Source organism: Caballeronia hypogeia, assembly GCF_001544875.2.
Classification (GTDB): Bacteria; Pseudomonadota; Gammaproteobacteria; order Burkholderiales; family Burkholderiaceae; genus Caballeronia; species Caballeronia hypogeia.
Genome location: NZ_FCOA02000003.1, coordinates 280602 through 294168 on the forward strand (window position 1 = coordinate 280602; position 13567 = coordinate 294168).

Below are 13567 nucleotides of genomic sequence, written 5' to 3' on the forward strand. Positions count from 1 at the left end.
ATGTTTTCGAGATGCACGGGCGTCGATCTGCCGGGTATTGCCCGGTTGCGGGTGAGCTCACTCGGAGACGTTGGCATCCCCTTCTATGGGGCCGCCGAAATCGCTGATGGCAAGGTAGTGCACTTTGCCCGCGCGCACGCCACTCATCTGCGGCACAGGGATGACCTCGGTGCCGTGCGGCGGCACCATGCCGCCTCTTTCGTTCTTGTACGTGCGTCCGTTCGCGGTGACCTGAATTTCGCTAAACGAAACGTAGTAAGCACTCGGATTCGAAACGGCCAACGCATTACCTGCGCCCTCCGACGCAGGCACGATTTTCCATGCGAGCGCCTGGGGAGCCTCTTCTGGCTTGCCAGGGAGCTTCGGCGGCCGCATAAAAACCTTGATGCGCGTGCGGTAGGCCAGCTGGAGCGTATTGGCGTCGGACTTGGCGTCGACCTTGGGCGGCACATCGAGCACGTTGAGCCAGTAAATCGACTCCCGGTCCTGCGGCAATGCAGCGCCGCTGAACATGACCCGCAACGTCTGCGACTTGTTCGCATCCATGCGGAAAATGGGGGGAGTGATGACAAAGGGCGCCTTGCTGTCGCCGGGCTTGGTGTTCGCGTCGCCATCGTCCATCCAGACTTGGACGAGAGATGGATTGCGGCTGTCGTTATTGAGCTTGACGGTGACTTCGCGCTGATCCAGCGGATAGACCACGCGCGTTCCGTTGATCGTTACGCTTGCCTGAACCGTGGCTGTGAATATTGCAAGGGATGAGGTCAATGCAACAAGTTCGGAAGTCAGTGCTCTCATTGCGGCCGCCTGTAGATTGCCACGAACACTGTTATCTATAGACCCGAACACGTGCCTACGCAAATGCTCGGGTCTATCGTGCTGCTTTTGCTTCCACTGCATTGCTGCTACTGCAACTACTCAACTTTCACTACTGGACTGCTATTTCTTCACTTCTACTGCGTCACTTCTACTGCGTCGCTTCTACTGCATTAATGCTACTGCAACTACTCAACTTTCACTGCTGGACTGCTATTGCTTCACTTCTACTGCATCACTTCTACTGCGCTACTGCTGCTTCAGCTACTCAACTTTCACTGCTGGACTGCTACTGCCTTACTGATACTGCACCGAGTATTGAACCGATGTGTTCACGCTACCCGCGCTCGCCTTGCCAGTTGCGTAATACTGAGCGAAGTAGTTCAACGTTGCCGCGCCGCCCGAGATCGCCGCGCCGTTGCTGGCGACGTCATTGTTCGCGTTCGTCAGGATGTTGATCGGCTGCATGTTCTGGTTCAACAAGCGCACCTGCACGTTAGCGGCCGGCGACGCGGAAGCCTGATTCACCAGGTTGCCGCTACCTTGATCGACGGTCGGGCCGTTTTCGAAACGGGCCACCACCTTCGTCGCCGTGCCTGAGCAACCGCTCAGTTTCAGCGTGATATCGCCGAGGCTCGACATACCCGCCGTCGCCCCAGCGGACGACAGAGCGCCCGCCGAAACCGTCGGCAAGGTTGCGGCGACGTTGGCCGGCGAGCCGTTCGCCACGCTGTTGATCGAGCAAGTCGAGTCCGACACCGCGCCGGCGATCGAGATCGTGCCGTCCGCCGCGTGAGCCGTATTCATGGACATGAGGGCAACGACGGCCATCGACGAAAAGGCTGCTGCAAGTGTGAGACGCTTCTGCATGGTTTGCTCCGAAAACTTGGATAAGGGATTGCTTTCAAGCCAAGACACGCCGAAACGAATATGTCGTCACGCGATGCCTGAAATTCACGCTTTCCATCCGTCCCGCTCTGAAGCGCGGTTGAGTTCTGCGGTGTTTGGCGTTGAGAGAATGTTAGGGGAGCGATACTAGGATTGCTCTAATCCAATTCTCAATTCGAATCGGATAAGACTAGGACCATGTTTCAAAAGTGTGCGCACAGCAGCGCTCTCATGGACATGGGGAATCCGCCGCGGACGCCGGAGTGCGTTGCTGAAATTTTGGCTCAGCGCTCTGACGAGCGCGGATCTCAGCGTAGTCGCGGTTCGATCATCGGCGCGCGATCGGCCACTGAGCGGGCGCAAAACGCACGTCGAAGCGCGACAGAAACGACTGTCCCAGCAAGCCATCGACACCGGCGCCGAACGCGGCGCCACCACTGTCGACCGTCACCGGCACGTTCGCAGCCGACACGCTTTTCAAAGTAACGGAATTGGCCTGCGTGAGTTTCGCGACGCGTATGCCGTTCGCCGTCTGAACATGGATCGGACGCGCGCGTTCGCTGGCGACGCGGGCCCGTTGCGCGAACGCGGACGTCAACGCCACGTACGAGGCTCCCGTATCCACGATGAAGACGCCCTCCGCGCCATTGACCCTGGCGCGGACGCGGATGGTCGTGCCCGCGGAACGCGGAAAGCTTGCCTGTCCCGTCGCATAGTCCGACACGCACGCCTGCTTCGATGCGTAGCGGGCGATCATCGACTGCGCCTGTGCGTTGCCGGCGCGATCGGGGCTTGCGGACTCCCACATCCGGATCATGCTGGCCGCGTCGCAATAACGCCCCGCCCGCGCGTAGATAGCGGCTGTGCGAATGAAGAGATTGCTGCTGACGGTGGCGCGGTCGGGTTCGAGCGCGAGCACCTGCATATAGTCGGCTAGCGCCTCGTCGACGCGTTCCGCGCCCTCGTACGCGCGTCCGCCGAGTGCCTTCATCGCCGCCCGGTTGCACGGCTGTTCGCTCAACCGATCGATGAGCCTGCATCGGCCGAGAATAGGAAAAGCTCGAAATCACGCGGACACGCGCATGAAGCCTCAAAACCCGCGCGACAACACCGCCGTGCCGATCGTCACCACGCCCAGCACGAGATTGATCACTACGAGCCGCCTGACCGTGGCGACGGCGCGCGCGCCATCGGGCCAGTTCTGCGCCTGCACCGCGCGACGGATGCGCGGAAACACCGCGAAGCGGATATGCCCGAAGATGAGCATCATCACGATGCCTAGGCCCGCCATTGCATGCAATGTCCACACGGCGTGGCCACCGCCGAACTCCATCAGCAGAAAGCCGCCGGTGATCAGAATCACCAGCACGGCGCCGCCGACCCAATTGAAGAAGCGCGCGAAAACCGCTTCCCAAAGCGGCAGACGCAATTGCGGCGTGAGATCGCCGAGCGCGGGGCGCAGACAGAAGTGCGCGAAGACCATGCCGCCGATCCAGACGGCTACGCCAAGCAAGTGCAGAAAGAGCGCGGCTTCGATGGCTTTGTTCATTGTGTTCCCGGGCTGACTTCGTTAGCTAAAGTTTGGCCGTTCGACTGAAGCTTCGCGCAGCAGTTCCAGCCGGCTTGCGACAAACACAAAAAAAGAAGCGCCTCGCCGCATGATCGCGACGAGGCGCTCCTCGATGATGCCCGCATGCGCGATGCCTGCATGTCGGCATCGCTTCACGAAAGTTCAGGCTTACTCTGCAAACACCGGCCGCAACTCCGTCACCTTCAACGACGAATCCGGCGCGCGTCCCTTCCTCGCACGCTTGCCCAGATGCAACTGCAACTGCGAGCCGGCAAGCTTCTCGTCCCTCACCTTGCCGCCACGCCCGGTGCCGATCATCATCACGCCGCGTGCGTCGATCGCGAGCGCCTGACGCAGCGTTTCCTTCGGATCGAGCGCCATCAGCGTGACGCCGCGGCCGCCGCCCGAGAGCGTCTTCATCTCGTCCATGCCGAATACGAGCAGACGGCCCGTGCTCGACAGACACGCGATATGGTTCGCGCCCGGCAACACCGGCATCGGCGCGAGCGGCGCGGCGCCTTCGTCGATGGTCATGAAGGCCTTGCCCGCCTTTTGACGGCTCACCATGTCGCCGAGCTTCGCCACGAAGCCGAAGCCATTGCTCGACGCCAGCAGCAGTGGCTGCTCCGCATTCGCCGCAAAGTAATGCAGCAAATGCGTGCCCGATTCGAGTTCGATCAGCGACGTCACCGGCACGCCGTCGCCGCGCCCGCCCGGCAGCCCCGCGACCGGCACGGAATACACTCGCCCTTTGCTGCCCCACGCGATGAGCGAATCGGGCGTGCGCGCCTGGAATGCCGCGTAGAGGCCATCACCCTGCTTGAAGGTGAAGCCCGCCGGATCGAGTCCGTGGCCCTTCAGCGCCCGCACCCAGCCCTTCTGCGACACGACGACCGTCACCGGCTCGTCGACCACGCGCGCCTCGAACGTCGCGCGCTTTTCCTGCTGAATGAGCGTGCGGCGATCGTCGCCGTACTGCTTCGCGTCGGCTTCGATTTCCCTGATGAGCAGACGCTTCATCGCCGCGTCGCTGTTGAGCAGTTCTTCGAGCTTCTTCTTTTCGTCGCGCAAGTCGGACAGCTCCTGCTCGATCTTGATCGCCTCGAGCCGCGCCAGTTGACGCAGCCGGATTTCGAGAATGTCTTCCGCCTGCCGGTCGGAGAGATTGAAGCGCGCGATCAGCGCCTGCTTCGGTTCCTCGGATTCGCGGATGATTCGAATGACTTCATCGATATTCAGGAAGACGATCATCCGCCCTTCGAGAATATGGATGCGGTCATCGACCTTGCCCAGACGATGCTGCGTACGCCGCGTGACCGTGACGAAACGGAAGCCGATCCACTCGTGCAGGATCTCGACGATGCCCTTCTGACGCGGACGCCCGTCCGAGCCGATCATCACAAGGTTGATCGAAGCATTCGATTCGAGGCTCGTATGCGCGAGAAGCGAGTTGACGAACTCGGTCTGATCGAGACGGCTCGACTTCGGTTCGAACACGAGCCGCACGGGCGCGTCCTTGCCGGACTCGTCGCGCACGGCGTCGAGCAGGCCGAGCAGCGTCTGCTTGGTCTGCTGCTGCTCCGGCGTGAGGGTCTTCTTGCCGAGCTTGATCTTCGGATTGGTGAGTTCCTCGATTTCCTCGAGCACCTTCTGGCTCGACACACCCGGCGGCAATTCGTTGATGACGACCTGCCACTGACCGCGCGCGAGTTCCTCGATCTTCCAGCGCGCGCGCACCTTCAGGCTGCCGCGCCCCGTCTCATATGCGGTCGAGATTTCGGCGGGCGACGAGATGATCTGGCCGCCGCCCGGGAAGTCCGGTCCGGGCAGCTTTTCCATGAGACCGGCGTGTCCGATCTTCGGATCGCGGATCATCGCCACCGCCGCGGTCGCGACTTCGCGCAGATTGTGCGACGGGATTTCCGTCGCGAGTCCCACCGCAATGCCCGATGCGCCATTGAGCAACAGGAACGGCAGACGCGCGGGCAGAAGCTTCGGCTCTTCGAACGAGCCGTCGTAGTTCGGCATGAAATCGACGGTGCCCTGATCGATTTCATCGAGCAGCAGGCGCGCGATGGGTGTCAGGCGCGCTTCGGTATAACGCATGGCCGCGGCGCCGTCGCCGTCGCGCGAGCCGAAGTTGCCCTGACCGTCGATGAGCGGATAGCGCATCGAAAAGTCCTGCGCGAGACGCACGAGCGCGTCGTATGCCGACTGATCGCCGTGCGGATGATATTTACCCAGCACGTCGCCGACCACGCGCGCCGACTTCACCGGCTTGGCGTTGGACGCGAGGCCCATCTCGCTCATCGCGAACAGGATGCGGCGCTGCACTGGCTTTTGTCCGTCGCAGACATCGGGCAGCGCACGGCCCTTCACCACGCTCACCGCGTAGTCGAGATAGGCGCGTTCGGCGTAGTCGCCGAGGGTCAGTTGTTCGCCGTCCGGTGCGGTCTGTTCGGCGAAAAGATCGTCTGTGATTCCCATCGATTATCCGTTGTGCGTTGCTTAAGTCGAGCTCAGATGTCGGCTTCGACTTCGTTGCCCTTCTCCTCGAGCCAGCTTCGGCGCGACGCGGCTTCGCCCTTGCCCATCAGCATCGTCATGCGCGCGACGGTCAGATCGAAGCCGAGATCGCCGAGCGCAACCGGCAAGAGGCGCCGCGTGTCGGGATTCATCGTCGTGTCCCAGAGCTGCTCCGCGCTCATTTCGCCGAGCCCCTTGAAGCGGCTGATGGTCCATGCCGTTTCGCGCACGCCGTCCTTGCGCAGCTTGTCGAGGATCGCTTCGAGTTCGCCTTCGTCGAGCGCGTAGAGCTTCTGCGCGGGCTTCTTGCCGCGCGCGGGGGCGTCGACGCGAAACAGCGGCGGACGCGCGACGCACACATTGCCGCGCTCGATCAGTTGCGGAAAGTGCTTGAAGAACAGCGTCAACAGCAACACCTGGATATGCGCGCCGTCGACGTCCGCGTCCGACAGGATGCAGATCTTGCCGTAGCGCAGATTCGAGAGATCGATCTGCTCGTCAGGGCCATGCGGGTCGACGCCGATCGCCACCGCGATGTCATGCACTTCGTTGTTCGCGAAGAGCCGGTCGCGTTCGGTTTCCCACGTGTTCAGCACCTTGCCGCGCAGGGGCAGGATGGCCTGGAATTCCTTGTCGCGGCCCATCTTCGCCGAGCCGCCCGCCGAGTCGCCCTCGACGAGGAACAGTTCGTTGCGCGTGATATCGGTCGATTCGCAATCGGTGAGCTTGCCCGGCAGCACGGCCACGCCCGAGCTCTTCTTTTTCTCGATCTTCTGGCCGGCGCGGGTGCGCGCCTGCGCCTGACGGATCACGAGTTCCGCGAGCTTCTTGCCGTATTCGACGTGCTGATTCAGCCACAGCTCCAGCGCCGGCCGCGAAAACGACGACACGAGCTTGACGGCGTCGCGGCTGTTGAGACGCTCCTTGATCTGCCCCTGGAACTGCGGATCGAGCACCTTCGCCGAGAGCACGAACGACACGCGCGCGAACACGTCTTCCGCGAGCAGCTTCACGCCTTTCGGCTGCAGGTTATGAATCTCGACGAAGTTCTTCACGGCCTGAAACAGGCCGTCGCGCAGGCCGGATTCGTGCGTGCCGCCGGCGGGCGTCGGAATCAGGTTCACATACGATTCGCGCAGCAACGGACCTTCCTCGCTCCACGCGACGACCCACGACGCGCCCTCGCCTTCCGCGAAGGTTTCCTCGGTGTTCTTCGAGCTTTCCGCGTAGCGCTCGCCTTCGAACAAGGGAATCAGCAGGTCGCTGCCGCCCATGCCTTCGAGCAGGTAGCCGCGCAGGCCGTCTTCGTACTTCCACGTCTGCCGCTCGCCGGTCTTCTCGATGACCAGCACCACTTCGACGCCCGGCAAAAGCACCGCCTTCGAGCGCAAGAGACGCTGCAATTCACCGAGCGGCAGATTGGCGGAATCGAAGTATTTCGGATTCGGCCATGCGCGCACGCGCGTGCCGCTTTTCTTCTCGCCGCGTTCGGGCGCGCGCGTCTTGAGCTGCTCGACGACATCGCCATTGGAGAACGCGAGTTGCGCGACCTTGTTGTCGCGCCACACGGTCACTTCGAGACGCGTGGCGAGCGCGTTCGTCACCGAGACGCCAACGCCGTGGAGACCGCCCGAAAACGTGTAGGCGCCGCCCGCGGCCTTGTCGAACTTGCCGCCCGCATGCAGTCGCGTGAACACGATTTCGACGACCGGCACGCCTTCTTCCGGATGCAGGCCGAACGGAATGCCGCGGCCGTCGTCGTCGACGGACACGGAACTGTCGTTGTGAAGTGTGACGACGATCTGCTTGCCGTAGCCGCCGAGCGCTTCGTCGGAGGCGTTGTCGATGACTTCCTGAATGATGTGCAGCGGATTCTCGGTCCGCGTGTACATGCCGGGCCGCTGCTTGACCGGCTCCAGGCCCTTGAGCACCTTGATCGATGCTTCGCTGTAGCCGGCCGCCTTGGCTTGCATGACAGATCGCTTGCCTCGTGTCGAATCTGCCGCCATTGCGCTGGATTTTTTCGTGGACATAGTTGAACGTTGGTCCGGCTTCTCGTGCGTCCTCGCGGAAAAGGTCACGACGTGACGCCCGAAATGCCGGCGCATGCTTGATGTTGTGCCTGGCCGGATGCCTGCCGGACGGGACAAAAACCCGTCCGCCGATCCGAGCCGCGCAGAGAGAATAGCGGTTTTCGCCCGCCGCGCCCACCTCGGGCGCAGAAAACGGACGCGGCGCGGGACCGCTTTCGCGCGGTCGGCGGTCATCGATGCGCCCTGCGCGCGGCCCGCAAAAGCGCTTACTTGCGCTTGGCTTCCAGCTCTTCCCAGCGCTCCAGCGCAACCAGCAATTCCTCTTCGATCGCCGCGTGCCGCTCCGAAAGACGCGCGCCTTCCTTCGCGTCCTTCGCGAAGATCGAACCGTCTTCGAGCTGCGCGCCGATCGCCTTCTGCTCCTCTTCGAGCTCGGCGATGCGCGCGGGCAGCGCTTCCAGTTCGCGCTGTTCCTTGAACGACAGCTTCACGGTGCGCTGCGCGTTGCGGCCCGCAGCGCTTTCCTTGGGCGCCTCGTCTTTCGGCGCTTCCTTCGCGCTCTGACGCGCCGCTTCCTCCGCGATACGCTCCGAACGTTCGCGCTGAATCTGCCAGTCGGAGAAACCGCCGACATACTCGCGCCACTTGCCGCCGCCCTCCGCCGCGAACACCGACGTCACCACGTTGTCGAGGAACGCGCGGTCGTGGCTCACGAGCAACACGGTGCCGTCGTAATCCGCCAGCAGTTCCTCGAGCAGTTCGAGCGTGGGAATGTCGAGATCGTTGGTCGGCTCGTCGAGCACGAGCACGTTCGCGGGACGCGCGAACAGGCGCGCGAGCAACAGGCGATTGCGCTCGCCGCCCGACAGCGAACGCACCGGCGAGCGCGCGCGCTCGGGCGCGAACAGGAAGTCGCCGAGATAGCTCATCACGTGCTTCTTCACGCCGTTCACTTCGACCCATTCGCTACCCGGGCTGATGGTGTCGGCGAGCGACTTGTCGAGATCGAGCTGCGCGCGCATCTGATCGAAATACGCGACCTGAATGTTCGTTCCGGTCCGCACGCGCCCTTCGTCTGGCTGCAGTTCGCCGAGAATGAGCTTGAGCAAGGTGGTCTTGCCCGCGCCGTTCGGACCGACCAGACCGATCTTGTCGCCACGCATCACAGTGGCCGTAAAGCGGTCGACGATCGTGCGCTCGCCATAGCGCTTGGTCACATCGGTCAGTTCAGCGACGATCTTGCCGGACTTCTCGCCCTGCCCGACATCGAGCCTGACATTGCCCTGCACGTTGCGGCGTTCGGCGCGTTCCTGGCGCATTTCGACGAGCCGCGCGATGCGCCCGACGCTGCGTGTGCGCCGCGCCTCGACGCCTTTGCGAATCCACACTTCCTCTTGCGCGAGCAGCTTGTCGAATTTGTCCTGCTCGATTTTTTCGACTTCGAGCTGCTGCGCCTTGCGCGTCTGATAGGCGCTGAAATTGCCCGGATACGACAGCAGCCGCCCGCGATCCAGTTCGACGATGCGCGTCGCCACGCGATCCAGAAACGCGCGATCGTGCGTGATGAACAGCAGGCCGCTTCGCAGCGTGACCAGCAATTCCTCGAGCCAGCGGATGCCGTCGAAGTCGAGATGGTTGGTCGGCTCGTCGAGCAGCAGCACGTCCGGCTGGACGACGAGCGCGCGCGCCAGTGCGACGCGCTTTTTCATGCCACCGGACAGGTCGCCCGCACGCGCGTCGCCGTCGAGGCCGATCTGCGCGAGCGTGGTCGCGACGCGCGTGCGCCAGTTCCACGCGTCGCGCGTGTCGAGCGCCGATTGCAGCGCGTTCATGCGCGCGAGCAGCTCGTCGTGCTTCGCGCCTTCGGGCGTGTCGGCCAGCGCGTGCGCGACGGCGTCGTATTCGTCGAGCAGCGCGCGCGCATCGGTCAAGCCGGAGGCGACGACATCGAACACGGAGGCGTCGAGATCGAATTCGGGCTCCTGCGGCACGTAGACGGTCGTGAGCTCGCTCTGACGCGTGACGAGGCCGTCATCGGGCGCCGCGAGACCCGCGACGATCTTCAGGAGCGACGACTTGCCCGCGCCGTTGCGGCCGATCAGCCCGACGCGCTCGCCGGCTTCGAGCGAGAAATCGGCATGGTCGAGCAAGGCGACGTGGCCGAACGCGAGCTGCGCGTCCGATATGGAATAAAGCGACATGGGGAAAACCGGATGAAGTGCGAACAGTGGGCGCAATGAGCAGGCGAAGCGCAACCGCCGATGGAAGCGGCCATTGTACCGGGCGCGCCGCGCCGCGCCGCTGCCTGCGTCGTGCGTTGGCCGAACGGGCTAGGCGCAGCCCGAATCGTGCCTGAAAGAAAAAGCAAAAAGGCCGCCCGGATGCGCTCCGCGACGGCCCTTCCTGGCGGCGACGCGCCTACTGCTGCACGTGCACCTTGATGGTCGAGCTCATTTCCGGCCCGTACGAGCGATGCTCGCCGTCGCCGAACTGCATCGTCAGCGTGTGGTCGCCGGGCGGCAGCTTCACATCGGCTTCGGTCTGGCCCTTGCCGAAGTGCAGCGACGTGTCGTTGGCCGGAATGACGGTTCCCTTCGGCAGCGGCTTGCTGTCGATCAGCAGATGATGATGCCCCGTGCCCGCGGTCGTCGTGCCGGCCGGCGCCACCGACATGCCGTCGACGCCGAATTTCACGTGGACCGGGCTGGTCACCGTCGCGCCGTCCTTCGGCTCGACGAAATAGACGCGCGCCTGCGCGTGCGCCGCGCCGGTGTACGACAGCACGAGCGCACCGGACAGCATCGCACCCAAGAACTTCTTGTTCAGCATCGTCTTCTCCATGTGAGGGAAACCGGTCGATGGCGCGGGATCGGCGCCGGAAAGCGGAAAAAAGCATACACCGCGCTTTCGATCGAGCGTATCGGGACCATCCTGCGGGCGATCCGAGCCGCACGACGCCGCGGTTCGCGGCCCGATCGGGCAGGATTCATCCCAATTACTGTAAGATGCCGGGTCGCCGCGGCGCGCGTCTCTCACGCGCCTCGCGATCCGTTTATTTCTTTCGAATCAAGAGTCTGTCGTGAGCGAAGTCATCGAATTCAAAAGCTGGGTCTGCCTCATTTGCGGCTGGATCTACAACGAGGAAGAAGGCCTGCCGGACGAAGGCATCGCCGCCGGCACCCGTTTCGACGACATTCCCGCCGACTGGCGCTGCCCGCTGTGCGACGTGGGCAAGGCCGATTTCGTCGTCGTCGAGTTCTGATGCGCGGCCGCCGCCCTCTCGCGCGGCGGCTTTCATGCGATTCAGCGCGCCACCGCGATCAGTTCGCGGCTCGTTTCGGCCACCGGCGCGCGATCCCAATCCCCGTACCAGTCGATTTGCGCGAATCCCGCCGCGTGCAGCAGGCGCGTCAGCTCGTCGCGCGTGCGAAAGCGTAATTCGCTCGCCGCCTCCAGCGTCTCTCCCTCCGCAAAGCGATAGCGCGTCGTGAACGCGACACGCCCGGACGTCCCCGGATCGGGCTCGGCATGTCGTTCCTGCCAAACTTCGACCATCGTTCCGTCGGGCGCTTCGATGCGCCGCGTCGAACGCTCGCGCGTCCAGTTCTCCCACGCGCGGGCGGCCGGATTGCGGCTCTCGAACGCGATCACGCCACCTCGCCGCAGCGCGCGACGCGCGGCTTTCAAGGTCGCGAGCAGCGCGTCGTCGTCGGGAAAGACTTGCGCGACGTGGCCCGTCATCAGTAGCAAATCCGCCGCACCGACGAACGGCAGCGCCTGCGCATCGCCTTCTACCCAGGTCACGCGGTCAGCGTCGGGACGCGCACGCGCCACGCGCAACATCTCCCGCGACGGATCGATGCCCGTCACGCGATGCCCGCGCCGCGCGAGTTCGCACGCGAGCATGCCCGTGCCGCAGCCGAGATCGACCACATGCCGCGCCGAATCCGCCAGTGCGATGTAGAACGACGTGTCCGGCGCGAACGGATTGAGCGCGTCGTAGAGCGCGACCAGGCGCGGGTCGTGATAGAGCATCAGCGGCTCTGATACGCGAGCGCGTCGCGCATCGGCTGGCTGCCGACGATGATCGGGCCGGTGAACGGCGTATCGAGATCGAGGATCACGAGCACGGCGGAGGCGATCGACAGCGCGCCGAGCATGATCGTCACGAGGGAAAGCGCGTTGCGCGGCGCGATCAGGCCGAAGCACAGAAAGATGATGAGCAGCCAGCCGACGAGAATCCGGTCGAACGGATAGGAAATCGACCCGTGCGATTCCTCGATCAGCTTCCAGCGCAGCGCGAGCAACTGTTCGAAGCGCGCGGCGCTCTCGGTGGCGAGCACGTGATGATAGGCGTCCTGCGGCTGCAGCATGCGCACGGCGTGCTGGGCGCGGCTCAGCATCGCGCCGAGTTCGGGGCTCGCGAGATCCTCGTTCTTCTTCAACGGCTCGATGGCCGGATAGTCGCCCGGCGGATGCGGTTCGAGCGGCCAGGTGCTGGCGATCGCCGCCGCGGTATAAGACTTCAGGACACGGCGGGCATCGTCGAGTTCGGCGCCGTAGTCGCGCATCGCGCGGTCGAGTTCGATCAGCGAGGTCGCGTAGCTGCGCATGTCGTTGTTGGTCGTATCGAACATGGTTTTCGCCGATGCGGTCAGCAGACCGAGCACGAGCGCCGCGAACGTGACCAGCATACCGACGAGCAACTGGATCAGTTGCACCGTCTCCTGCGCCTTGTGCTCCTCCGGCAGCAAAGGCCGCACGATGGCGCCCAGGCCGGTGGCGGCGAGCAGGAGAGCGAAGACGAGCACCGCGGACTGGATTTCGGTCATGAAAGCATGAGCCGTGACGGCGACACTGGGGTGGTCGCATTATCGACGGGAAATCGCTTCCGGTTCAATGCGGGAGAGTGAAGAACAGGCGGGAAAAGACCGGGACCGCGATGGACGGCGCGTGAGATTCGTGGTCCCCCCGGCAGGAATCGAACCTGCATCTAGCGCTTAGGAGGCACTCGTTCTATCCATTGAACTACGGGGAGCGGACCGCGCGCGGCCGAGAGCATCGGCGAGCGAGCGCAGAGTATAGCAAACGCTATCGGCCACATTGGCTGTGGCGCGCAAAATAAGCGATTCGGTCGCGGCTTCCCGAAATCGCGCGAATTACGGGTTTTCACCTATCAAGTTCCGCCGAAGCGCGCCGCCATCGGAGTAATGGCCCCTTTTCCCGATATCAAGCCGCAGGGTGCGTTTTCGGCGTTGCTGGCAGACCAGGATTTGACGCACCTCGAACTGGTGCTGCGTCGTTCGTTGTCGTGCGATCTCGGCGGTCCGTTGCTGCCGCCCTCGTACTGGCGCGAACGGCTCGCAGCCATCATGCGTCAGTCACACCTTTCGCACACGCAGATCCAGACCGTGCATCGGTTGTATTTGCATATCGATGAATTCGAAGCCGCCGCGCGCCGGCCCGATACCGCTGCGCCCACGCCCACCGCCGCAGCGGGCGGAAACATCGAGGCAAAGAGCGCCTGAAGCGCCCCGGCGCGCTTCAGTGCCGATGCCTGCGCCACCATTCGTGCAACGGATGCCGATGCGCGTGCTCGCGCGCCGCCATGCGCTTTTGATACTCGTCGCGCCAGTCGTGCACGAGCAGCACGAGGATGATGGTCGCGAGGCACACGAGCCCGACGAAAATGCTGGAAAAATCGAACATGGCGCCCTCCTGCCGTGCAATGCCG

General features: G+C 63.6%; 13 protein-coding genes and 1 tRNA gene. 2 read left to right on the forward strand and 12 right to left on the reverse strand.

What is annotated here, in order from left to right; translation table 11 throughout:
* Positions 1-57 precede the first annotated feature (57 nt).
* The 8 genes from AWB79_RS07345 to AWB79_RS07380 all read right to left on the reverse strand — a co-directional run bounded on the left by AWB79_RS07345 (position 58) and on the right by AWB79_RS07380 (position 10662).
* A complete protein-coding gene (locus tag AWB79_RS07345) occupies positions 58-798 on the reverse strand; it encodes a fimbria/pilus periplasmic chaperone (protein WP_061166736.1) in 741 nt (246 codons plus the stop codon).
* A 315-nt stretch (positions 799-1113) separates the two neighbouring features.
* Positions 1114-1686 (reverse strand): fimbrial protein, encoded by a 573-nt coding sequence (locus AWB79_RS07350; RefSeq protein WP_061166737.1) that lies wholly within the window; start codon positions 1684-1686, stop codon positions 1114-1116.
* A gap of 346 nt (positions 1687-2032) precedes the next feature.
* Entirely contained in the window at positions 2033-2695 is a 663-nt protein-coding gene (locus AWB79_RS07355) for a retropepsin-like aspartic protease family protein (protein ID WP_061166738.1), read from the reverse strand.
* A gap of 99 nt (positions 2696-2794) precedes the next feature.
* The gene (locus AWB79_RS07360) at positions 2795-3253 is read right to left on the reverse strand and encodes a CopD family protein (protein WP_061166739.1); all 459 of its coding nucleotides are present in this window, start codon (positions 3251-3253) and stop codon (positions 2795-2797) included.
* A 189-nt stretch (positions 3254-3442) separates the two neighbouring features.
* Positions 3443-5761, reverse strand: coding sequence for a DNA topoisomerase IV subunit A (gene parC, locus AWB79_RS07365; protein WP_061166740.1), 2319 nt, complete (start codon positions 5759-5761; stop codon positions 3443-3445).
* 32 nt (positions 5762-5793) lie between these two features.
* Complete coding sequence (locus AWB79_RS07370) at positions 5794-7773, reverse strand: DNA topoisomerase IV subunit B (RefSeq protein ID WP_061166741.1); 1980 nt, start codon at positions 7771-7773, stop codon at positions 5794-5796.
* 326 nt (positions 7774-8099) lie between these two features.
* Positions 8100-10034, reverse strand: a complete 1935-nt coding sequence (locus AWB79_RS07375; protein ID WP_061166742.1) for an ATP-binding cassette domain-containing protein — start codon at positions 10032-10034, stop codon at positions 8100-8102.
* A gap of 217 nt (positions 10035-10251) precedes the next feature.
* Positions 10252-10662 carry a DUF4399 domain-containing protein gene (locus AWB79_RS07380; RefSeq protein WP_061167006.1) on the reverse strand — a complete coding sequence of 137 codons (411 nt, stop codon included), beginning with the start codon at positions 10660-10662 and terminating at the stop codon, positions 10252-10254.
* A 250-nt stretch (positions 10663-10912) separates the two neighbouring features.
* On the opposite strand from AWB79_RS07380, the gene AWB79_RS07385 reads away from it, so the two are divergent.
* Positions 10913-11095 carry a rubredoxin gene (locus AWB79_RS07385; RefSeq protein ID WP_061166743.1) on the forward strand — a complete coding sequence of 61 codons (183 nt, stop codon included), beginning with the start codon at positions 10913-10915 and terminating at the stop codon, positions 11093-11095.
* 41 nt (positions 11096-11136) lie between these two features.
* On the opposite strand, the gene AWB79_RS07390 is transcribed toward AWB79_RS07385, so the two are convergent.
* From AWB79_RS07390 to AWB79_RS07400, 3 genes are all read right to left on the reverse strand, one after another.
* Positions 11137-11868, reverse strand: coding sequence for a class I SAM-dependent methyltransferase (locus AWB79_RS07390; protein WP_061166744.1), 732 nt, complete (start codon positions 11866-11868; stop codon positions 11137-11139).
* Positions 11868-12665, reverse strand: a complete 798-nt coding sequence (locus AWB79_RS07395; protein ID WP_061166745.1) for a bestrophin-like domain — start codon at positions 12663-12665, stop codon at positions 11868-11870. Before AWB79_RS07395 ends, AWB79_RS07390 begins: the two co-directional genes overlap by 1 nt.
* 131 nt (positions 12666-12796) lie before the next feature.
* Positions 12797-12871, reverse strand: a tRNA-Arg gene (locus tag AWB79_RS07400).
* Positions 12872-13043: 172 nt separating this feature from the next.
* Here AWB79_RS07400 and AWB79_RS07405 point away from each other — a divergent pair.
* Positions 13044-13361, forward strand: a complete 318-nt coding sequence (locus AWB79_RS07405; protein ID WP_061166746.1) for a hypothetical protein — start codon at positions 13044-13046, stop codon at positions 13359-13361.
* A gap of 16 nt (positions 13362-13377) precedes the next feature.
* On the opposite strand, the gene AWB79_RS39365 is transcribed toward AWB79_RS07405, so the two are convergent.
* Positions 13378-13542, reverse strand: coding sequence for a hypothetical protein (locus tag AWB79_RS39365; protein ID WP_157695709.1), 165 nt, complete (start codon positions 13540-13542; stop codon positions 13378-13380).
* Positions 13543-13567 lie beyond the last annotated feature (25 nt).

Coding starts and splice junctions, on each gene's coding strand:
- AWB79_RS07350 (WP_061166737.1), bottom strand. CDS start 1,686: ATGCAGAAGCGTCTCACACTTGCAGCAGCCTTTTCGTCGATGGCCGTC.
- AWB79_RS07360 (WP_061166739.1), bottom strand. CDS start 3,253: ATGAACAAAGCCATCGAAGCCGCGCTCTTTCTGCACTTGCTTGGCGTA.
- AWB79_RS07380 (WP_061167006.1), bottom strand. CDS start 10,662: ATGCTGAACAAGAAGTTCTTGGGTGCGATGCTGTCCGGTGCGCTCGTG.
- AWB79_RS07395 (WP_061166745.1), bottom strand. CDS start 12,665: ATGACCGAAATCCAGTCCGCGGTGCTCGTCTTCGCTCTCCTGCTCGCC.
- AWB79_RS07345 (WP_061166736.1), bottom strand. CDS start 798: ATGAGAGCACTGACTTCCGAACTTGTTGCATTGACCTCATCCCTTGCA.
- AWB79_RS07370 (WP_061166741.1), bottom strand. CDS start 7,773: ATGCAAGCCAAGGCGGCCGGCTACAGCGAAGCATCGATCAAGGTGCTC.
- AWB79_RS07355 (WP_061166738.1), bottom strand. CDS start 2,695: ATGAAGGCACTCGGCGGACGCGCGTACGAGGGCGCGGAACGCGTCGAC.
- AWB79_RS07390 (WP_061166744.1), bottom strand. CDS start 11,868: ATGCTCTATCACGACCCGCGCCTGGTCGCGCTCTACGACGCGCTCAAT.
- AWB79_RS07405 (WP_061166746.1), top strand. CDS start 13,044: ATGGCCCCTTTTCCCGATATCAAGCCGCAGGGTGCGTTTTCGGCGTTG.
- AWB79_RS39365 (WP_157695709.1), bottom strand. CDS start 13,542: ATGTTCGATTTTTCCAGCATTTTCGTCGGGCTCGTGTGCCTCGCGACC.
- AWB79_RS07375 (WP_061166742.1), bottom strand. CDS start 10,034: ATGTCGCTTTATTCCATATCGGACGCGCAGCTCGCGTTCGGCCACGTC.
- parC (WP_061166740.1), bottom strand. CDS start 5,761: ATGGGAATCACAGACGATCTTTTCGCCGAACAGACCGCACCGGACGGC.